Annotated in this window: 16 protein-coding genes; 10 read left to right on the top strand and 6 right to left on the bottom strand. The window is 67.8% G+C overall.

Going from position 1 to position 19,870, the window contains the following annotated elements; translation table 11 throughout:
- Positions 1 to 148 precede the first annotated feature (148 nt).
- From M1D55_RS22265 to M1D55_RS22255, 3 genes are all read left to right on the top strand, one after another.
- On the top strand, positions 149 to 1,705 hold the full coding sequence (locus M1D55_RS22265) for a leucyl aminopeptidase (protein WP_064572655.1): 1,557 nt from the start codon (positions 149 to 151) through the stop codon (positions 1,703 to 1,705).
- 10 nt (positions 1,706 to 1,715) lie between these two features.
- The gene (locus M1D55_RS22260) at positions 1,716 to 2,159 is read left to right on the top strand and encodes a DNA polymerase III subunit chi (protein WP_456281862.1); all 444 of its coding nucleotides are present in this window, start codon (positions 1,716 to 1,718) and stop codon (positions 2,157 to 2,159) included.
- 210 nt (positions 2,160 to 2,369) lie between these two features.
- Positions 2,370 to 3,653: an Rpn family recombination-promoting nuclease/putative transposase gene (locus M1D55_RS22255; protein ID WP_456281861.1), complete on the top strand. Its 1,284-nt coding sequence runs from the start codon at positions 2,370 to 2,372 to the stop codon at positions 3,651 to 3,653.
- A 70-nt stretch (positions 3,654 to 3,723) separates the two neighbouring features.
- Here M1D55_RS22255 and rocF read toward each other — a convergent pair whose 3' ends face one another.
- Both rocF and M1D55_RS22245 read right to left on the bottom strand, forming a co-directional pair.
- Positions 3,724 to 4,635, bottom strand: coding sequence for an arginase (gene rocF, locus M1D55_RS22250; protein ID WP_064572657.1), 912 nt, complete (start codon positions 4,633 to 4,635; stop codon positions 3,724 to 3,726).
- 90 nt (positions 4,636 to 4,725) lie between these two features.
- Positions 4,726 to 5,151: a VOC family protein gene (locus tag M1D55_RS22245; RefSeq protein WP_043440026.1), complete on the bottom strand. Its 426-nt coding sequence runs from the start codon at positions 5,149 to 5,151 to the stop codon at positions 4,726 to 4,728.
- Between the two features lie 122 nt (positions 5,152 to 5,273).
- On the opposite strand from M1D55_RS22245, the gene M1D55_RS22240 reads away from it, so the two are divergent.
- Positions 5,274 to 5,855 (top strand): TetR/AcrR family transcriptional regulator, encoded by a 582-nt coding sequence (locus tag M1D55_RS22240; RefSeq protein ID WP_216599700.1) that lies wholly within the window; start codon positions 5,274 to 5,276, stop codon positions 5,853 to 5,855.
- A 79-nt stretch (positions 5,856 to 5,934) separates the two neighbouring features.
- On the opposite strand, the gene ilvD (M1D55_RS22235) is transcribed toward M1D55_RS22240, so the two are convergent.
- The gene (gene ilvD, locus M1D55_RS22235; protein ID WP_456281860.1) at positions 5,935 to 7,794 is read right to left on the bottom strand and encodes a dihydroxy-acid dehydratase; all 1,860 of its coding nucleotides are present in this window, start codon (positions 7,792 to 7,794) and stop codon (positions 5,935 to 5,937) included.
- A gap of 155 nt (positions 7,795 to 7,949) precedes the next feature.
- Entirely contained in the window at positions 7,950 to 9,623 is a 1,674-nt protein-coding gene (ilvD, locus tag M1D55_RS22230; protein ID WP_006578834.1) for a dihydroxy-acid dehydratase, read from the bottom strand.
- A 159-nt stretch (positions 9,624 to 9,782) separates the two neighbouring features.
- Between ilvD (M1D55_RS22230) and M1D55_RS22225 the strand changes: the two genes are divergently transcribed.
- On the top strand, positions 9,783 to 10,814 hold the full coding sequence (locus M1D55_RS22225; protein WP_456281859.1) for a LysR substrate-binding domain-containing protein: 1,032 nt from the start codon (positions 9,783 to 9,785) through the stop codon (positions 10,812 to 10,814).
- A gap of 51 nt (positions 10,815 to 10,865) precedes the next feature.
- Positions 10,866 to 11,669 (top strand): prolipoprotein diacylglyceryl transferase, encoded by an 804-nt coding sequence (gene lgt / locus M1D55_RS22220; RefSeq protein ID WP_456281858.1) that lies wholly within the window; start codon positions 10,866 to 10,868, stop codon positions 11,667 to 11,669.
- A 44-nt stretch (positions 11,670 to 11,713) separates the two neighbouring features.
- Here the strand turns inward: lgt and M1D55_RS22215 are convergent, their stop codons facing one another.
- On the bottom strand, positions 11,714 to 13,438 hold the full coding sequence (locus M1D55_RS22215; protein WP_456281857.1) for a ShET2/EspL2 family type III secretion system effector toxin: 1,725 nt from the start codon (positions 13,436 to 13,438) through the stop codon (positions 11,714 to 11,716).
- A 205-nt stretch (positions 13,439 to 13,643) separates the two neighbouring features.
- Here M1D55_RS22215 and M1D55_RS22210 point away from each other — a divergent pair, with 205 nt between their 5' ends.
- The gene (locus tag M1D55_RS22210) at positions 13,644 to 15,689 is read left to right on the top strand and encodes a hypothetical protein (RefSeq protein ID WP_456281856.1); all 2,046 of its coding nucleotides are present in this window, start codon (positions 13,644 to 13,646) and stop codon (positions 15,687 to 15,689) included.
- Between the two features lie 7 nt (positions 15,690 to 15,696).
- Here M1D55_RS22210 and M1D55_RS22205 read toward each other — a convergent pair whose 3' ends face one another.
- Positions 15,697 to 16,647 (bottom strand): LysR substrate-binding domain-containing protein, encoded by a 951-nt coding sequence (locus M1D55_RS22205; RefSeq protein ID WP_023263818.1) that lies wholly within the window; start codon positions 16,645 to 16,647, stop codon positions 15,697 to 15,699.
- A gap of 159 nt (positions 16,648 to 16,806) precedes the next feature.
- Between M1D55_RS22205 and M1D55_RS22200 the strand changes: the two genes are divergently transcribed.
- The 3 genes from M1D55_RS22200 (at position 16,807) to M1D55_RS22190 (ending at position 19,810) form a co-directional block, all read left to right on the top strand.
- On the top strand, positions 16,807 to 17,979 hold the full coding sequence (locus M1D55_RS22200) for a CaiB/BaiF CoA transferase family protein (RefSeq protein WP_456281855.1): 1,173 nt from the start codon (positions 16,807 to 16,809) through the stop codon (positions 17,977 to 17,979).
- A gap of 26 nt (positions 17,980 to 18,005) precedes the next feature.
- Entirely contained in the window at positions 18,006 to 18,836 is an 831-nt protein-coding gene (locus M1D55_RS22195) for an HpcH/HpaI aldolase/citrate lyase family protein (protein WP_456281854.1), read from the top strand.
- 239 nt (positions 18,837 to 19,075) lie between these two features.
- Complete coding sequence (locus M1D55_RS22190) at positions 19,076 to 19,810, top strand: GntR family transcriptional regulator (RefSeq protein WP_064572677.1); 735 nt, start codon at positions 19,076 to 19,078, stop codon at positions 19,808 to 19,810.
- Positions 19,811 to 19,870 lie beyond the last annotated feature (60 nt).

The following is a 19,870-nucleotide window of genomic DNA, read 5'->3' as shown; positions in this document are numbered from 1 at the left end:
CGCACGCCGGCGGCTGACGAAGGGTACGGCGTCAGCGCTGCAGGCCAGCGGCGGCCAGTCGCTGCGGAAGTGACTGCCAAAAGTTCGCGAAGCAAAATCGCGGATAATGGAGGCTTTCGTTCTAAACGAGCCCCTGGAAGGAAGCGCGATGGAATTTAGCACAAAAGCCCTTGATTTGAGCAAAGCGGGCCAGAATGGTTTCCTGGCGACCAAGACCGATTGCCTGGTGGTCGGCGTGTTCGAGGGCCAGAGCCTGGACGGCGTCGCCAAGGCGCTGGACGCCGCGACCAAGGGCCTGGTGGCTAGATTGATCAAGCTCGGCGACTTCGAGGGCAAGCGCAATTCGCAACTGGTGCTGCACGAGGTCGCCGGCATCGGCGCCGCCCGCGTGCTGCTGGTCGGCCTGGGCAAGGAGGCGGAGTTCGGCGACAAGGCCTTCGCCGATGCGGTACGGACCGCATTGCGTGCGTTGAGCGGCACGCGTGCCGCCAACGTGCTGTGGTGCCTCGCCCAGCCGGCTCCGCGCGCGGCAGGGCCCGGCGCCGAGGGCGCGACCCGCGATATCGGCTGGCGCGTGATCACCACCGTCACGCTGATCCGCGAGGCCGGCTACCGGCTGCTGGAGCGCCATCCCGAGCTCAAGCGCAACGGCGCCAAGAACAACGACAAGGCCCTCGGCCTGCGCAAGGTCGTGCTGGCCGTCGATGCGGCCGAAGCCAAGGCCGCCAACCAGGCCGTGGTGCGCGGCGTGGCGATCGCCAACGGCATGGAGCTGACCAAGGACCTGGGCAACCTGCCTTCCAATATCTGCACGCCGACCTATCTGGCCGACACCGCGCGTTCGATCGCACGCCGCTTCAAGCTGAAGGTCGAGGTGCTGGGCCGCAAGCAGATCGAGGCGTTGAAGATGGGCGCCTTCCTCGCGGTCACCAAGGGCACTGCCGAGCCGCCGCAATTCATCGTGCTGCGCTACGACGGCGGCGGCGCGCGCCAGGCGCCGGTGGTGCTGGTGGGCAAGGGCATCACCTTCGATACCGGCGGCATCTCGCTGAAGCCGGGCGAGGGCATGGACGAGATGAAGTACGACATGTGCGGCGCCGCCTCGGTGCTCGGCACGCTGCAGGCCGTGGCCGAGATGGGCCTGAAGCTGAACGTCATCGCCGTGGTGCCGACCTGCGAGAACATGCCGAGCGGCACCGCCACCAAGCCGGGCGATGTGGTGACCAGCATGTCCGGCCAGACCATCGAGATCCTGAACACCGATGCCGAGGGCCGGCTGATCCTGTGCGACGCGCTGACCTATGTCGAGCGCTTCAAGCCGGCTGCGGTGATCGACGTGGCCACGCTGACCGGCGCCTGCATCATCGCGCTCGGTCACGTCAACAGCGGCCTGTACGCGCGCAGCGACGCGCTGGCCGACCAGCTGGTGCAGGCCGGCCGCAAGGCGATGGACGGCGCCTGGCGGATGCCGCTGGACGACGACTACCAGGAGCAGCTCAAGTCCAACTTCGCCGACATGGCGAACATCGGCGGGCGTCCGGCCGGCAGCGTGACCGCGGCCTGCTTCCTGGCGCGCTTTGCCGACAAGTACGACTGGGCCCACCTCGATATCGCGGGCACCGCATGGAAGAGCGGCGCGGCCAAGGGCGCCACCGGCCGCCCGGTGCCGCTGCTGACGCAATTCCTGATGGACCGCGCCGGCTGATCCCCGACCCATGACGCGCATCGACTTCCACAGCAACGTGCCGGACAAGCTCGGCTATGTCTGCCGGCTGATCCGCAAGGCCTACGGGGCCGGGCAGAAGATCGTCGTGCATGCCGAGCCGGCGGTGCTGGCGCGGCTCGATGCGCAGCTGTGGACCTTCTCGGCGCTGGACTTCCTGCCGCACTGCGGGCTCGACAGCCCGCACGCGGCGGAAACGCCGATCGTGCTGGCGGCCGCGCTCGACGCGGTGCCGCACCACGAACTGCTGATCAACCTGGATACAAGGATCCCGCTGCAGTTCGCCAGCTTCGAACGGATGATCGAAGTGGTCGGCGGCGACGCCGACGATCGCGCGGCAGGCCGCGAGCGCTATCGCCAATATCGCGAGCGAGGCTATCCGCTGGCGCACCACGACATCGGCCAACGCCAGCAGGGCGGCGACGCCGGCGCGTAGCGTCGCCGCGGGCGCCGCGTCCGCGGCCAACTCGCGTCGCTCCAACGACCTCCTCCGATCGCCCTGATCAATCGCTTCCTATAGTCGACACCGCCAGTTAACTTCGCGGCATTTCAGGCAAGCACCGTAGCCAATAGGCTGGCAACTTACGACATCGGCTCTCGCCGTGTCCCGTTGTTCCTCCTTCAGCCTCTCAGGTGCTCTTGCCAAATGCTCGACTACTCCGCTCGCCAGCCGCGGCCGCGTGCGCCGCGCCACTCAGGCCGACATTCCGCCGACCGTCCCGTCGACCGCCATGCCGGGCATGCCGGCCGCTATCCACTGTACGGTCCCCTGCGCCATCCCACCGGCCATTCCCGCATTCCGTCCACGTATGACGGCCTCGATCGCAATCTGCCGTGGCGCTTGCCCGGGCCCACTTGCCTCGACGTATGCGAGCCAGGCGACGAGCCGAATGGCGACACGCTGCGTCCGCCGGCCCATCATCACGACGCCTCTTACAAGCTGCTGTTCGCTTTCCGCGAGGTCGTCCGCGACCTGATCCGCGACTTCATCTCGGATCCGTGGCTGCAGACAGCCGACTTCGACTCCATGGAAATGGTGCCGACCCACCACGTGTCGGACGGCCTGCGGGTGGGCATCAACGATGTGGTCTGGCGGCTGCGCGTGCCCGGACAGCAGCAGCCGGTCCATTTGCTGATCGAATTCCAGAGCAGTCACGATCCGCACATGGCCGCACGCATGCTGGCCTATGTCGGCATGTTCTATCGCGATGTCAGCCGGCGATGCCGCGGCAAGCAATGGCACCAATATCCGCTGGTGTTTCCGATCGTGTTCTACAACGGTACCGCGCGATGGCGGACGCCGACGGACATCGCGGAGATGATTCCGCCGGTACCAGGGCGCGTCGGCGCGCACCAGCCGAGGCTGCAGTACTGCCTGATCGACCGTACGACCTATACCGATTCGGAACTGGCGACGCAGCGCAATCTCGTCGCCGTGCTGATGCGGCTCGAACAGGCAAGGACGGTCGAAGCCGTGTTCGCGCCGTTGCGGCTGGCCAGGGAACTGGCGCAAGGCAATGCCGCGCTCGACACGGCGCTGAGCGCATGGGTCGCGGCGCGAGCCGCCAACTTCAGCGCCGCCGCGCTGGATCTCAACGAAGTTCGCAACCTGATGGAGCTGGATATGGAATTGTCGGCAGGCTATGGAAAGTGGGCGCGCCGCTTGGAGCGCGATATCAAGCGGAAGGTCACAGCTGAGGTCAATGCGGAACTCCGGGCCGAAATAGCAGCGGAGGTCAAGGCGGAAATTGAAGCGGAGGTAGCGGCTCGGGCCGAGGCCACGCTATTGATCACGCTGCTCGACCAACGCTTCGGCCCCTTGCCAGAGGACATCGTCGCCAAGGTTCTTGCGTCGTCGGTGGAACAGATTCAGGATTGGGCACGCCGCGTGCTATATGCGACGAGCCTTGGTGAGGTGTTTCTCTGCTAGCGTGCGGCCGCCCGCGCGAGATGCATCGGGGGCGTGCCTCCCGGACGAGGCGGCCCCGGGCTGTAACGCCTCACTGGCGTATCAGCGTCGATTTGCCGAACAGGCTCTCGAGGAAATCGACCATCAGCCGGGCGGTCTGGTTGCGGACGTCGCAGGCCGGATTGAGCTCGAGCACGTCCAGCGATCCGAGCCGGCCGGTGTCCGCGATCATCTCCATGCAGAGCTGCGTTTCGCGATAGGTCGGACCACCCATCACCGTCGTGCCGACGCCCGGCGCGATGCTGCAGTCGAGGAAGTCCACGTCGAAGCTGACGTGCAGGTGGGTGTTGTCGTCGATGCCGGCGAGCGCGTTCTGCATCGTATGCCGCATGCCGTTTTCGTCGATATAGCGCATGTCGAAGACGGCCAGGTTCAGCTCCCGCAGCCGCCGTTTCTCCTCGGCGTCGACGCTGCGGATGCCAACTTGCCGGATATGCTCGGGCTTGACGGCCGGCACCGTGCCGCTGAGCGAAATCAATGGCGCGGGACCATCGCCGCACAGGCATGCGACGGGCATACCGTGGATGTTGCCGGTGGGACTGGTCGAACCGGTATTGGCGTCGGCGTGCGCGTCCAGCCAAAGCACCAGCAGCTTCTTGCCGGTGTCGCGGCAATGGCGTGCGGCGGCGCTGATCGAGCCGATCGCCAGGCAATGGTCGCCGCCGAGCAGCAGCGGGAAGCGCCCGTCCTGCAGGCAGCCGTAGCAGGCATCGAACACGCCGCGATTCCACGCGACCACTTCGTCGAGATGCCGCATGCCATCGATCGGTTGATGCCAGGGATTGGCCGGGCCGGACAGGTTGCCGCCATCGACGACGTCAAGCCCATTGCGCAGCAGGGCGCCGGCGATATCGGCGACGCGCATCGCCTCCGGTCCCATCGACGCGCCCCGCGTGCTGGCGCCGACATCGGTAGGCGCGCCAATCAACATCACTGTCGTCATGATCCCTCCTTGCGGTTTCGAAGGCCGCCGGGGGCCGCGCATTGCTCGCGGCCGCCGATCACCGGGCCATGATACCGCCCGCCGGCGGAATCAGCCCGGCATCGCCTGCGGGTCGTATTGGGCCGCGAACTCGGGGGAGGGCGGAATCGGCTTGATGATGTCGATCAGCACGCCGTTGGGGTCGGCGGTGATGAAATGCCGTTGGCCGAAGGGCTCATCCCGAAGCGCCAGCCGGATCGGCAGGCCGGCCTGCTGGAGCTGGACGTACAACGTGTCGACGTCCTCGACCTCGAAGTTCAGGATCGTCCCGGCCACCGGCGCGCGGCTGCCCGCCGGGATGGTCTCGTGCCGGTAGTCGAGCACGGCCAGGTTGACGCCGGCATCGTCGGCCGACTGCAGATGCCAGTACCAGTCGCTGGAGAACAACGCCTTGAAACCGAAATGCGTCTGGTAGAAGGCGGCGGTGGCGGCCACATCGGCGGTCTGGATGACGGGGTAGAAGCTGGTGATCTTCATGACGGACTCCATTTCGGTGTGGCCGCGTCGGCAAATTGTCGGGTTGCGGCCGGATTGGATTAACATGCAGTCTGTATCTTTTCTGTCGTTATAACATACAGGCTGCATGTATGCAAAGAACAATGCCACGGACCAATCGTGAACGCACCGAGGCGACGCGGGGCGCCTTGCTGGCCGCCGCGCGCGCGCTGTTCATCGACAAGGGATATGCCGATACCTCGACCCCGGAGATCGTCGCCGCGGCCGGCATCACCCGCGGCGCGCTGTATCACCACTTCGACGACAAGCGCGCGCTGTTTCGCGCGGTGCTGGAAGAGGAGGCGAGGGCGGTGGCCGACGAGATCGAGCGCGCCGCGCCGGCCACGCGCTCGCCCCGCAAGGCGCTGATCGCCGGCAGCGAGGCCTATCTCGATGCGATGTCCGTGGCCGGACGCACGCGGCTGTTGCTGCTCGATGGTCCGGCGGTGCTGGGGGCCGGCGAGAGCCTGGCCCTGGATCAGGCCCACGCCGGCCGCACGTTGCGCGAGGGTCTGGCGGCGGCGCTGGGCCCGCGCATCGCGCCGCCGCTGACGGTGGACGCGCTGGCCACGCTGCTGTCGGCGGCCTTCGACCGTGCCGCGCTGGCGATCGACGCCGGGGACGACCCGGCCGCCATCCGCGCGGCGATGGTCAGGCTGATCGAGCGGACGGTATCCGGCGGCTGAAGCCTGCCGCTGCGCCGATCCTCGATGAATCAAAAAAAAGCCGCCCCGCAGGGCGGCCTTGCGGCGCGTCAGCTCCGGCTCAGTCGTCCAGCAGCGACAGGTCGCGCACCGCGCCCTTGTCGGCCGACATCACCAGCTTGGCATAAGCCTTCAGGGCCGCGGAGACCTTGCGGGGACGCGGCTTGGCCGGCTTCCAGCCCTTGGCGTCCTGCTCCTCGCGGCGGCGTGCCAGTTCCTCGTCCGACAGCAGCACGTCGATCCTGCGATTCGGGATGTCGATGCGGATCCGATCGCCGTCGCGCACCAGTCCGATCGCGCCGCCGGCCGCCGCCTCCGGCGAGCAGTGGCCGATCGACAGGCCCGAGGTGCCGCCCGAGAAGCGGCCGTCGGTCAGCAGCGCGCAGGCCTTGCCCAGGCCCTTGGACTTGATGTAGCTGGTCGGATACAGCATCTCCTGCATGCCAGGCCCGCCTTTCGGGCCCTCATAGCGGACGATGACCACGTCGCCGGCCTTGACCTTGTCGTTCAGGATGTTCTCGACCGCCTCGTCCTGCGATTCGGTGACGTGGGCCGTGCCTTCGAATACCAGGATGCTCTCGTCGACGCCGGCGGTCTTGACCACGCAGCCGTCGACCGCGATATTGCCGGTCAGCACCGCCAGCCCGCCTTCCTTCGAGAACGCATGCTCGTACGAGCGGATGCAGCCCTCGGCCCGGTCCAGATCGAGGCTCGGCCAGCGCGTGTTCTGGCTGAATGCCACCTGGGTCGGAATGCCGGCCGGTCCTGCCAGATAGAAGTTGCGGACCGCCTCGTCGCGGGTGCGGACGATATCCCATTGCTCGAGCGCGTCCTTCAGCGTCGGCGCATGCACGGTCGGCACGTCGGTATGCAGCTTGCCGGCGCGCTCGAGTTCGCCCAGGATGGCCATGATGCCGCCGGCGCGGTGCACATCCTCGATGTGGTACTTGTTGGTGTTGGGCGCGACCTTGCACAGCTGCGGCACGACCCGCGACAGACGGTCGATGTCGGCCATCGTGAAGTCGATCTCCGCTTCGCGCGCGATCGCCAGCAGATGCAGGATGGTGTTGGTCGAGCCGCCCATCGCGATGTCCAGCGTCATCGCGTTTTCGAAGGCCTTGAAGCCGACCGAGCGCGGCAGCACGCGCGCGTCGTCCTGCTCGTAGTACTGGCGGGCCAGTTCCACGATGCGGCGGCCGGCACGCTTGAACAGCTGCTCGCGGTCGGCATGGGTCGCCACCACCGTGCCATTGCCCGGCAGCGACAGGCCCAGCGCCTCGGTCAGGCAGTTCATCGAGTTGGCGGTGAACATGCCCGAGCAGGAGCCGCAGGTCGGGCAGGCCGAACGTTCGACCTCGGCCACGTCGGCGTCGGAGTAGGACGGGTCGGCCGCGATCACCATCGCATCGACCAGGTCCAGTTTCTTGAATTCGATGGCCTTGGTGACCGGGTTGGCCAGCCGCGTCTTGCCGGCCTCCATCGGACCGCCCGAGACGAAGATCACCGGGATGTTCAGCCGCATCGCGGCCATCAGCATGCCCGGGGTGATCTTGTCGCAGTTCGAGATGCAGACCATCGCGTCCGCGCAGTGCGCGTTGACCATGTACTCGACCGAGTCGGCGATGATGTCGCGGCTGGGCAGCGAGTACAGCATGCCGTCGTGGCCCATCGCGATGCCGTCATCGACCGCGATGGTGTTGAATTCCTTGGCGACGCCGCCCGCGGCCTCGATCTCGCGCGCGACCAGCTGGCCCAGGTCCTTCAGGTGCACGTGACCGGGCACGAATTGGGTGAACGAATTGACCACCGCGATGATCGGCTTGGAGAAGTCCTCGTCTTTCATGCCGGTCGCGCGCCACAGCGAGCGCGCGCCTGCCATGTTGCGGCCGGCGGTGGAGGTTTTGGAACGGTATGTGGGCATCGTGATGGCTGCGGTAATGAAATGGCGTGAAAACGCCGCGGCGCGAGCCGCAAAAAAGAAGCCCGCGGGCGCGCAGGCTTCGGATCGGATGGAATCGGACCGGTCGGGCCGATCAGGCGGGCCAGGCGGTGCTTGCCACCGCCCGCCGCCCGGGTTCAGTCGGTGACGGCCCCCTTGCTGGCCGTCGATGCCAGCCTGGAAAACTTGGCCAGCACGCCGCGCGTATAGCGCGGCGCCGGCTGCTTCCAGGCGGCGCGGCGGCGCGCCAGTTCGTCGTCGCTGACGTTCAGCTGCAGCAGCAGCCGGTGCGCATCGATCGTGATCGAGTCGCCTTCCTGGACCAGCGCGATGGTGCCGCCGACAAACGCTTCCGGTGCGACGTGGCCGACCACCATGCCCCAGGTACCGCCCGAGAAGCGGCCGTCGGTGATGAAGCCGACCGATTCGCCGAGCCCCTTGCCGATGATGGCGGAGGTCGGCGCCAGCATCTCCGGCATGCCGGGGCCGCCCTTCGGGCCCAGGTAGCGCAGCACCAGCACGTCTCCCGCCTGGATCCTGTCGGCCAGGATGGCATCCATCGCGCTCTGCTCGTCGTCGAACACGCGCGCCGGGCCGGTAATCACCGGGTTCTTCAGGCCGGTGATCTTGGCCACCGCGCCTTCCTCGGCGAGATTGCCCTTCAGGATGGCCAGATGGCCTTCCTTGTACAGCGCCTTGTCGATCGGCAGGATCACGTCCTGGTCGGCACGCGGCTGGTCGGGCACGTGCTCGAGTTCCTCGGCCAGCGTGCGGCCGGTGATCGTCAGGCAGTCGCCGTGCAGCAGGCCGGCGTTCAGCAGGATCTTCATCACCTGCGGAATGCCGCCGGCGCGATGCAGGTCGGTGGCGACATACTGGCCCGACGGCTTCAGATTGCAGATCACCGGCACCTTGCGGCGGATCCGCTCGAAATCGTCGATCGTCCATTCGACCTCGGCCGCATGCGCGATCGCCAGGTAGTGCAGCACCGCGTTGGTCGAGCCGCCGGTCGCCATGATCAGGCTGACCGCGTTCTCGATCGACTGGCGCGTGATGATGTCGCGCGGCTTGATGTCCTGCTTGATCGCCTCGACCAGCACGCGCGCCGATTCCGCGGCGCTGTCGACCTTCTCCTGGTCCGGGTTGGCCATCGTCGACGAATACAGCAGCGACATGCCCAGCGCCTCGAAGGACGAGCTCATCGTGTTGGCCGTATACATGCCGCCGCACGAGCCGGTTGACGGGCAGGCGTTCCTCTCGACGCCCTCGAAGTCCTCCTGGCTCATCCGGCCCGCGGTGAACTCGCCGACGGCCTCGAACGAGGACACGATGGTCAGGTCCTTGCCCTTCCAGTTGCCCGGCTTGATGGTGCCGCCGTAGACGTAGATGCCCGGCACATTGGTGCGCGCCAGCGCGATCATGCCGCCGGGCATGTTCTTGTCGCAGCCGCCGATGACGACCACGCCGTCCATCCACTGGCCCTGCGCCGCGGTCTCGATGCAGTCGGCGATGACCTCGCGCGAGATCAGCGAGTACTTCATGCCCTCGGTGCCCATCGACATGCCGTCGGAGATCGTCGGCGTGCCGAAGATCTGCGGGTTGGCCCCCGAGGCCTTGATCGCGTCGACCGCGGCGTCGGCCAGGCGCTGCAGGCCGGCGTTGCACGGCGTGATGGTCGAGTGGCCATTGGCGATGCCGACCATCGGCTTGTCGAAGTCTTCCTTCTGATAGCCCAGCGCGTAATACATCGAGCGGTTGGGCGAGCGCGCCACGCCTTGCGTGATGTTCTGCGAGCGTCGGTTGTAGGCCATGGGGATCTCCGGGGGATGGAATGCGTCGCGCCCGCGGGCGCTGCCTTTGTTGTGGCCGACAGCATGCCGCTTGCCTTTTTGTGTGTCAAATATATTATTCGTGCCTTATTGAGTCGTTTTACCTATCAAGCGCGGGTCGTCCCCGCGCCGGGAGTCCGCGTGGATTTGCGCCAGCTGCGCTATTTCGTTACCGTTGCCGAGGAATTGCACTTCGGCCGCGCCGCCGCGCGCCTGGCCATGACGCAGCCGCCGCTGTCGCAGCAGATCCAGGCGCTGGAGGAAGAGATCGGCGTGCAGCTGTTCGTACGGACGCGCCGCTCGGTCGCGCTGACGCCGGCCGGGCAGCAGTGGCTGCCCGAAGTGCGGCGGGTGCTGGCCGACGCGGCGGGCCTGCCGGCGCTGGCGCAGCGGCTGGCCCGCGGCGAGGTCGGCACGCTGTCGCTGGCCTTCGTCAGCACCGCGGACTACGGCATCCTGCCCGACCTGCTGCGGCGCTTTCGCGCGCGGCATCCCGAAGTCCAGCTGCAGCTGCGCGAGGCCACCAGCGATATCCAGCTCGATGCGCTGGCCGAAGGGCAGATCGATGCGGGGCTGGTGATCCGCCCGCAGATGCCGGCCTTGCCCCACGGCCTGTCGTATCTGCCGCTGGTGCGCGAGCCGCTGGTGCTGGCCGTGCCGCAGGACTGGCGGCCGCCGGGCAGGCGCGGCCGCCCCGCGCCGGCGGACGGCGCCCCCTCGGACGCCGTTGCGTTGGCCGATTTCGCGCACGAGCCGTTGATCCTGTTCCCCCGCCGAAGCGCGCCGGCATTTCATGACATCATTACCGGTTACTATGCGCGCGACGGCTTCGCGCCGGTGATCGCGCAGGAAGCGATCCAGATGCAGACGATCGTCAGCCTGGTGTCCGCCGGCATCGGCGTCGCGCTGGTGCCCGCCTCGCTATGCAACCTGCGGCGTACCGGCGTGTCCTATCTCGCATTGCGCGGCGCGGTGCCGCAGATCGAGACGGGCCTCGCCTGGCGCGACAACGGCGCGGCCGGGCCGAGTCCGGTGCTGCGCTCGTTCATCGAGATCGCGTCGGCGCTGGCGCCGGCCGCGCGGCCGGGCAGCGGCACGGCGAAGCGCCGCTTAGCGGGGCCGGACTCGAGTCCAAAGCCGAAGCCCGAGCCCAGGCCGAAGCCCAGGCTCTGATCCCGATTCCATCCATCCGACAACTCCGACAACGCCAAGCGATAGACCCGCATGCTGATTCATCCGAACTTCGATCCCATCGCCATCCATCTGGGCCCGCTGGCGATCCGCTGGTACGGGCTGATGTATCTGGCCGGCTTCATCATGTTCATGTGGTTCGGCCGGATCCGGCTGCGCCAGCCGCATGTGGCGGCGCAGGGCTGGAGCGCGCGCGATATCGACGACCTGCTGTTCTATGGCGTGCTCGGCGTGATTCTCGGCGGCCGCCTCGGCTACGTGCTGTTCTACAAGCCGTCGTTCTACCTGTCGCATCCGCTCGATATCTTCAAGGTGTGGGAGGGCGGCATGGCGTTCCACGGCGGCTTCCTCGGCGTCGTGATCGCGATGTGGGTGTTCTCGAAAGTGCGCGGCCGGCATTGGATGGAGGTGACCGACTTCATCGCGCCGATGATTCCGTGCGGGCTGGCCGCGGGCCGGCTCGGCAACTTCATCAATGGCGAGCTGTGGGGCCGTCCGACCGATCTGCCGTGGGGCATGATTTTTCCGCAGGCGGGCGACAACATCGCGCGCCATCCGTCGCAGCTGTACCAGTTCGCCGGCGAAGGCGTCGCGCTGTTCGTGATCCTGTGGCTGTTTGCCCGCCATCCGCGGCCGATGGGCGCGGTGTCCGGCGCCTTCCTGCTCGGCTACGGCGTGTTCCGCTTCCTGGCCGAATTCGCGCGCGAACCGGACAACTTCCTCGGCCTGCTCGCGCTGAACTTCTCGATGGGGCAGTGGCTCAGCCTGCCGATGATCGTCGCGGGCGCGGCGATGATGTGGTGGACGTATCGGCGTCAGCCACAGCTGTCGGCCTGATATCGGCGGAAATCGGCCTGACAGCGGTTCAGGGCGGCTCGGCGTCAGCCCGGTTTCCGGTCCCAGCGCACCCACCCTTTGGAGGGCGCCTTGGCGCGGCCGCCGCGACCGCTGCCGTTGCCCGGCAGCAGCGACGGGGCGAACCGCTCCAGATGCGATCGCATCCTCTGTTCGACGAGCCACTGCTGGCGCCCCTGCGCGTTCAGCCGCCGAATCAGCCGCCACGCGGGCTTGAGCAGATAGAGGCAGGCCTGTGGCGGCAGCAGCGGCAGCACCTTGTCGACACTGCCGACGGTCAGCAGATCGTCGTTCCGCACGGCCGCCTCCAGGCCCGTTTCGTTGTCGGCCGAACGGGCGCACATCAGCGAAGCGAGAAGCATCGGCGGCAGCGACGACAAGGCGGCGGCATACGCCGGCGGCGTATCGAAACGCCCATGCTTGAACGCGTGATACAGGGCCGAGGTGCCGTCGGGCATGGCCGCCACCAGCATGGCGTAGTGGTGGTCCGGCGGCAGCAGCGCCTGCAGCAGTTCGAGGAATGGCCGGAACATCTCGGTGCGCCCCGCCTTCACGGCGTAACCGAACGCCGTCGTGCCGCAATCCGCCCGCGATTGCAGCAGGTGGATCCGCTGCTCCAGCGGAAGGTCGGCGATCAGCTCTCCGAACAGCCTGGCCGACGATGGCAAGCCGAGCGACATGATGTCGTAGAACAGCTGGGTGGAGCGGTTGGTACTGAGCCGCTGGATGCGTTCCTGCTCAGGTAGCGCGCGCAGGGCGGGCGCCAGCTGACGGACCGCGTCATCGCAGCCATAACGCAGCAGGTACCACAACGCATCGGCCGTCAGAGGCGGCAACGCGCCGGACAATTGGCGCGGCTGCGCGGGCAGGGTCACGTCGATGTCGCGCAGCTGCCGCAGCGTCGCCATATCCAGCTCGATCATCAGCATGGCGTCCACCGTGTTCACGGGCTGGGATTTTGGCAGGAAGGCCGGGTAGTCGGGCGCGAACTCGGTGAAGCCTCGCGCCTCCAGCGCGCGTACCGCGTCCAGGTCGTCGAAGCGCGCTTCGAGATGCGTGGCCGTGTCGTTGGGATCGTAGAAGGCGACGACATGGAGCGTGCGATGCGGCTGACGCACGATGCGCAGTCCGACGGCCATCGCATGGTCCGGTGTCAGCACCAGCAGGGTCGTGGCCGTTTCGCCGCGGCGCTCCAGGTCGGCCAGCCGCGCGACGAACTCGTTGCCCCAGTCGCCGTTCATCACCACACGCAGCTTGCCGAGCTGCACCGCGTTCGGCACCACCCTGTAGTCGTAGTCCACGGGGACGTTGTCCCGCAGTGCCTGTGCGGTTGCCAGCCGGGAGTAGTCGGGGCCGTCGGGCCGGTCCTCGATGAAGAGTCCAAGCCAGAAGACGGCCAGATGGCGGCAGGCAATCGGCCCGGACGGGCGGCCACGCGCGAAGGCGACCCGGCCATTGAGCCGCACCCGCTGGTCGGTGCCTTTTTTCCAGTGGAAGCGGTCGTCGAACCGTTCGTGATACCTCTCGGTCAGCAGCGCGGCCAACGCCTGCCGTTGCGGCTTGGTGGCTGTCGCGCTGCGCACAACGATCTGCTGGTTTTCCCAACGGATCCGGAAGCGATCGCTTCCGCACTGCAGCCAACCCCCTTGAGCCAGCAATAGCCGCCGCACGTCACGAATGCGCAGCGCCTCGGGCACGGCGCAGCGCACCACCACGGGTTGCGATTTCGCGGGGGGAAAGGCAGTCAGCATGACGTTCTCCGGAAGAGGGCGGAGGAGCAGCATGCGTCCACGGCTTGGCATGGCTCAAGAGACATGTGTCACTTATCGCGAGTTGCTTGTTGTTTTATGAAAGCCTTTGCACATAACTTGCGCGATCCTGCGGCGCATCGGCGATTGCGTTGTCGCCTTCGCCTTCGCTCCTCTTCCCTCCGTTCCGCCCGCTTCCCGACCGATCATGCCGCCGCTGTCCGCTCCCGCCATCGCCACCTCCCTGTTTCCATCCCTGACTTCCGGCATCCGGGACCATGTCGGCGATCGAACCCGCCCGCCGTCTCCCGAGGCGCCGATCGACACGCTCGCGCAGGCGGAAGGCGCGATCGGCGACACGGTGACAGCGAACTGCGCACAGCATTTGCATCGACTGGAAAGAACGATCGACGCGCTGGCCATTCCGGCCAGCCAGAAGCAGCCGCTGAGAAGAACACTCGAAGAATGCGGCAAGGACCTGGAGGCGCTGCTGAGCGCGGCGCGCGACATCGTGCAGCTCGAGCATCGAGCCACCATGCCATGGGAGGCGGGCGCGCAGGCGCAGGAGCGGCACACCGCCGTGGTGATGGCACGCAACCTGAAGCTCGCGGCGCAATGCCAGGCGCTGATGCACAAGCTTCAGTCGCTGCAAGACGAGACCGCCCCTCACGTGCAAAAACGCAGCGTCGGCAAGGCCATCGCGCTGGCGGTGGGCGCGCTGCTCGGCATTGCCGGTGCCGTCACGCTGGCGGTGATCCTGTGGCCAGTGGCCGTGACCGGCGTTGCGCTGGGCGGGTCCTTCCTGCTGACCGCGGCCTGTGCGGCGGGAACGGGGGCATCGGCGGCCGTGGGCGTGATCGCGACCATCTTCGGCGCGGGGGAAGTGTTCGCCCGGCCCGAGGCCTATCGCCACTTTCCTGACCGGCAGCCGAATCTTGCCCGGCTGATAGACGAGCTGGGCAACCGGATGAGCCGTTGGCTCGAGGCCAATCCGGGCTTCTCGGCGCCGCTGCCGCTGGACGTGCTGACGGAACTCTGTGGCAGCGACATTGGCGCGTTCCACTTTTGCACGGCAGTGCGGGACAGCAAGCTGTGCGATGCGGCCAAGCGCCTGGTCGACCAAGGCAGCGAGCGGGCGCAGGCGCAGGGCGGTCTGGCGCGCACCGTATCGTCGCAGCTGATCTCCCCCGATCGGAGCGCAGACGACGCGCCTGACGACGTGGTGGACAATGACGACAGCGATTGGGACGAAGTCCTGGATCACGATCAGATGATCGAACAGCTTTGGCACCGCCTCGGCTTCGAGCGCAAGAATCCGTCGGGCACGGCGGAGCGCCCCGCGCACGCGACGCCGGTCGACACGTCGGTCGACGCGTCCGTCGACAATGGAAGCGATCCGGCCAGCGACCGCAGGTTGAGCCGAACCGTATCCACCTCGACCATTGGGTCGTACAACTCGGTCGACATGGAGGAGGGTCCGGACGGGCTGGGCGATCCGTCCGCCTATGGCCTCGGGATCGGCGACAGCGCCTCGCAGACGTTTCACGATACCGCCCACGATACCGCTCACGTCGTCGACGACGCGGGCGCACCAGGGACCTCGGCAGTGCAGTCAGTGCAAGCGGTGCAGGCGCCGCCGATTGACGTACGGCCACAGTGGGAGGCGAGCCGGGCCTGGGCGGAGAGCCGCATACGGACGGCGGCGAGATATGTGCAGCACCTTTCGACGGCGCTCGCGCAGCCCTATCCGAACCGGATCGAAGGGGCCGGGAACAAGGAGGACGTCATGGTCGAGGCTCTGTGCGCCTTCCAGCTGCTGGAAAAGGTACGCAGCGAGATGCTGGCGCTCGAGGAAATGGGCGGCCTGCATGCCGGCCGCTTTGCCACCGCCCGGGCAATGAACCAGCTGGCCGTCACGATGTCGATGGAACGCGGCTGGTTTCTTGGCAATCACGTGACCGGGCTACGCGCGCTGTTCGACGACGGCAACAGCCTGCGCTTCGATGATCTGCCGAGTCCCACGGAGCGGGCCGAGGCCAGCCAGGTCTGGAACGCGGCCATTGCCGAGGCCGGCGCGCTGGTCCGCCAACTGGACGACGTCTGCGCTTCCGTGTTCCAGCGAACCTTCCGGGGCCTGACGCTCGAGAGAGCGATGCGGTTCTTCGCCCGGCCTATCGCCTCGCGCGCGGCCATCATGGAGCGGGAATTGAGGCAGGATCCGCCGACGGCGCCGTCGCCGTCGCCTTCGCTGTAATCCGGCACTAGGCGCGCGCGGCCTTCAACGAGCCGCCTTCCGCGATCTTGGCGGCAACGATTTCGCGCAACGCCTCGGCCACCGCTTCGGCCGCGGCGGTCCGCGGCAGCGCACGCGGCCAGCAAAGCGACAGCGTGCGGCCGAGCTCGGGGAGAATCAGCCGTGTCGGCAGGGCAGCGTCGTCCGGCTCACGGCTCAGTGACGACGCGGGCAGGATCGTGCAGGCCAGCCCTTCGCGCGCCGTCTGCAGCAGGATCGGCAGCGAGTCCAGGTCCGCGACGACTTGCAGCCGAATGCCGGCGCCGCTGGCGTGCTGCTCCAGCACTTCGCGCAGCCCCTGCGCGCCGCTCGGCAGCACCAGCGGAATATCGGCCAGAGACTTCAACGCAATGGTCGCTTCCTTGCCCGATGCGGCGCGACGCCGCTTCGATTCCACGGCGATCGGCGGCGTGCCGACCAGATACAGGGCCTCGCTGGCCAGCGGCTCGAGCTCGACCGCGCGCGACGGCGTTTCGCGAAACAGGATCGCGAAATCGAGCCGGTTGTTGTTCAGCAGCTCCGCGATATAGCCGCTCATGCTCTCGAACAGCTGCAGGCGCACGCCCGGATAGCGTTCGCGTACCGCCCGCACCAGCGGCATGCCGAAGGCCGCGGCGGCGGTGGTCGGCAGGCCGATCGCCACGTTGCCGGCGATGTCCGCCCCCGCGACCTTGACGTCGGCCCGCGCCATGTCGACCTGTTTCAGGATCGAGCGCGCGTGCCGGTACAGCGTGCGGCCGGCCTCGGTGGGTTTGACGCCCTTGGCGCCGCGATGCACCAGCGCCACGCCCAGCTCGGCTTCGAGCGCGGCCAGCTGCTGGCTCAAGGCCGGCTGCGCGACGTGGGCCACCTCGGCGGCGCGGGTCAGGCTGCCATGCTCGACGATCGCGACGAAATAGCGCATGCCCCGGATATCCATGTCCCGCCCCAATGACCAGTGAAAGCCGAAGGTATTGATTGTACTTATGGCTGGCTCGCGATTCCGTATTTCCGCGCGGCGGCGATCGCGGCTAGATTGATGCCATCGGGCCAACCCGGCCGCCCATTCCTTCCTATCGTCCTCCGCCAGGCCACCGCCATGATCCGACCGCTTGAAGGCATCACCGTCGTTTCCCTCGAACAGGCCATCGCCGCGCCATTCTGCACGCGCCAGCTGGCGGATCTCGGCGCGCGCGTGATCAAGATCGAGCGTCCGGGTGCCGGCGATTTCGCCAGGGCCTACGACGATCGCGTGCGCGGCCTGTCCTCGCACTTCGTCTGGACCAATCGCGGCAAGGAGAGCCTGACGCTGGACGTCAAGCACGACGGCGCGGCGCCGGTGCTCGAGGCGCTTCTCTCGCGCGCCGACGTGCTGGTGCAGAACCTCGCCCCGGGTGCCGCGGCGCGGCTGGGGCTCGATCATGCCGCGCTGTCCGAGCGCTTTCCGCGGCTGATTGTCTGCGATATCTCGGGCTACGGCGCCGACGGTCCCTATCGCGACAAGAAGGCCTACGATCTGCTGGTGCAGAGCGAGTCGGGATTCGTCTCGGTGACCGGCACGCCGGAGGAGGGCGTCAAGGCCGGCGCATCGATCGCCGATATCGCCGCCGGCATGTACGCCTACTCGAATATCCTGGCCGCGCTGATCGAGCGCGGGCAGACCGGCCGCGGCAAGCGCATCGATATCTCGATGCTGGAATCGATGGTCGAGTGGATGAGTTTCCCGCTGTACTACGCGTTCGATGGCGCTTCCCCGCCGCCGCGCGCCGGCGCCTCGCATGCCACCATCTACCCGTACGGGCCGTTCCCGACCGGCGATGGCAAGACCGTGATGCTGGGCCTGCAGAACGAACGCGAATGGGCGGTGTTCTGCGAATTGGTGCTGCAGCAGCCCGAGCTCGCGACGCATGCCGACTACGCCAGCAACAGCCTGCGCAGCGCCAACCGCGGCGCGCTGCGCGAACGCATTGTCGCGGCGTTCTCGCAATGGAGTGCCGACGAGGTGGGCGCGCGGCTCGAAGCGGCGAAGATCGCCAACGCGCAGGTCAATACGATGGCCGACGTCTGGGCGCATCCGCAGCTGGCGGCGCGGCAGCGCTGGCGCCAGGTCGACACGCCGGCGGGCGCGATCCCCGCGCTGCTGCCGCCCGGCATGGCCGATGCGCGCATGGACCCGGTGCCGGCGCTGGGCGAGCATACCGACGCGATCCTGGCCGAGCTCGGCATCGGGGGCGAACGGGTTGCCGCGATGCGCGCGGCCGGCGCGGTATGAGGGCGCGGATCGGGATGGCGACGACGATGACGACTCCGGACACGCGGCTGCCGCGCAGCTACCTGTTCGTTCCGGCCAACCGCCCGGAGCGGATCGGCAAGGCGCTGGCCGCCGGAGCCGATGCGGTGATCGTCGATTTCGAGGATGCGGTGGCGCCGGCCGACAAGGCCGCCGCGCGCGATGGCCTGCGTGCGTCCTGGGCCGCGCTGGCGCAGCAGGCCGCCAATGCCGGCGTGCTGCTGCTGGTGCGCGTGAACGCCACCGGCACGCCGTACCACGATGACGATATCGCCTGGTGCCGGACGCTCGGTGTCGACAAGCTGGTGCTGCCGAAGGCCGATGCCGAAGCGATGCGGACGCTGCGGCAGGCGCTGCCGGCCGTGCAATGCCACGCGCTGCTCGAGACCGCGGCCGGCTTCACCCAACTCGCGCAACTGGCCGCGCAGCCCGGCGTGGTCCGGCTGCTGTTCGGCAGCATCGACCTGATGGGAGATCTTGGCGTCGGCGACGAGGGCGAGCCGCTGCATGCGTTCCGCAGCCTGCTGGTGCTGCATTCGCGCGCGGCCGGGTTGCCTGCGCCGGTGGACGGCGTCTGCACCGCGCTCGGCGATACCACGGTGCTGGCGGCCGAGACCGCGCGTGCGCGCGCCTTCGGCTTCGGCGCCAAGCTGCTGATCCACCCGGCCCAGGTGGCGCCGGTCCACGCCGGTCTCGCGCCGACCGAGGCGGAACTGGCCTGGGCCAGGCGCGTGGTCGAGGCCGCCGCGGCCGCAGACGGCGCCGCCGTCGCGGTGGACGGCAAGATGGTCGATCGCCCGGTGCTGGAGCGGGCGCGACGCATCCTGGCCGACGGTTGAAGCGACCGAAGCAACCGAGCGACTGAAGCATCCGAAACGACTGAAGCAACGGAAGCGACAGAACCCCTGAGCCGTCGCCCGTCAGTGCCGCTGCAAACGCGGCGCGGCGAGCATGACGCTGTGCAACATCGAAACGCCTTGCCATTCCCTCGCCGTTATTCATAATTATGAATTATTGCGAGGGCCTGCCTGGCTGGTGCGCCCATCGCAAAGTCCATGCATCGCACCGGGAGGCACCCATGCGCATCGTCCAGCAGGCGCTGTATCTCGAAGTTGCCGATCGCCTGCGCGCCATGATCGACGAGCACACGCTCGTGCCCGGCGCCTGGATCGACGAAGCGGCCCTGGCCACCACGCTCGGCATCTCGCGCACGCCGCTGCGCGAGGCGCTGAAGGTACTGGCCGCCGAAGGGCTGGTGCGGCTCGAGCCGCGCCGCGGCTGCTTCGTCAATGAGCTGTCCGAGCAGGATCTCGACGAGATCTTTCCGCTGATGGCGCTGCTCGAAGGCCGTTGCGCCTACGAGGCCGCCCGCAATGCCACCGCCGCCGACCTCGACGCGCTCGAGGACCTGCATCGCGATCTGGCGCGCTATGCCCGCGCCGGCCAGATCGACGCCTACTACGAAACCAATTACCAGATCCACGAGGCGATCCAGCGGCTTGCCGGCAATCGCTGGCTGTCCGGGTTGATCGGCGACCTGCGCAAGGTGCTGCGGCTGTCGCGGCACAAGAGCCTGCAGCTGCCGGGCCGCATTGACGAATCCTGCGCCGAGCACCTGTCGGTCTTCGCCGCGCTGAAGGCGCGCGATCCCGAAGGCGCCGAGGCGATGATGAAGACCCACCTGCTGCGCCAGCGCGCCGCGTTGAAGGCGCTGGACGCGGACGCGCAGGCCGCGGCGCCCGAACCCGAGGTCCCCGCGCGGCGGCGCCACAGCCGGCTGCGCCTCGCCGCCAAGGCCGCGTCGGACCACTGACCCGATGATCACCTGAACCACGCACACCATCCCGTTCCGAGTTCGCTCCATCCTTTGCCC

This window comes from Cupriavidus sp. JZ107 (assembly GCF_053903255.1).
This window is presented reverse-complemented; position numbering and strand designations above follow the sequence as displayed.

What these genes read in the sequence shown, in the direction of transcription:
- M1D55_RS22265 (WP_064572655.1), top strand. Translation starts at nt 149, where the DNA reads ATGGAATTTAGCACAAAAGCCCTTGATTTGAGCAAAGCGGGCCAGAAT.
- M1D55_RS22260 (WP_456281862.1), top strand. Translation starts at nt 1,716, where the DNA reads ATGACGCGCATCGACTTCCACAGCAACGTGCCGGACAAGCTCGGCTAT.
- M1D55_RS22255 (WP_456281861.1), top strand. Translation starts at nt 2,370, where the DNA reads ATGCTCGACTACTCCGCTCGCCAGCCGCGGCCGCGTGCGCCGCGCCAC.
- rocF (WP_064572657.1), bottom strand. Translation starts at nt 4,635, where the DNA reads ATGACGACAGTGATGTTGATTGGCGCGCCTACCGATGTCGGCGCCAGC.
- M1D55_RS22245 (WP_043440026.1), bottom strand. Translation starts at nt 5,151, where the DNA reads ATGAAGATCACCAGCTTCTACCCCGTCATCCAGACCGCCGATGTGGCC.
- M1D55_RS22240 (WP_216599700.1), top strand. Translation starts at nt 5,274, where the DNA reads ATGCCACGGACCAATCGTGAACGCACCGAGGCGACGCGGGGCGCCTTG.
- ilvD (WP_456281860.1), bottom strand. Translation starts at nt 7,794, where the DNA reads ATGCCCACATACCGTTCCAAAACCTCCACCGCCGGCCGCAACATGGCA.
- ilvD (WP_006578834.1), bottom strand. Translation starts at nt 9,623, where the DNA reads ATGGCCTACAACCGACGCTCGCAGAACATCACGCAAGGCGTGGCGCGC.
- lgt (WP_456281858.1), top strand. Translation starts at nt 10,866, where the DNA reads ATGCTGATTCATCCGAACTTCGATCCCATCGCCATCCATCTGGGCCCG.
- M1D55_RS22215 (WP_456281857.1), bottom strand. Translation starts at nt 13,438, where the DNA reads ATGCTGACTGCCTTTCCCCCCGCGAAATCGCAACCCGTGGTGGTGCGC.
- M1D55_RS22210 (WP_456281856.1), top strand. Translation starts at nt 13,644, where the DNA reads ATGCCGCCGCTGTCCGCTCCCGCCATCGCCACCTCCCTGTTTCCATCC.
- M1D55_RS22205 (WP_023263818.1), bottom strand. Translation starts at nt 16,647, where the DNA reads ATGGATATCCGGGGCATGCGCTATTTCGTCGCGATCGTCGAGCATGGC.
- M1D55_RS22200 (WP_456281855.1), top strand. Translation starts at nt 16,807, where the DNA reads ATGATCCGACCGCTTGAAGGCATCACCGTCGTTTCCCTCGAACAGGCC.
- M1D55_RS22195 (WP_456281854.1), top strand. Translation starts at nt 18,006, where the DNA reads ATGACGACTCCGGACACGCGGCTGCCGCGCAGCTACCTGTTCGTTCCG.
- M1D55_RS22190 (WP_064572677.1), top strand. Translation starts at nt 19,076, where the DNA reads ATGCGCATCGTCCAGCAGGCGCTGTATCTCGAAGTTGCCGATCGCCTG.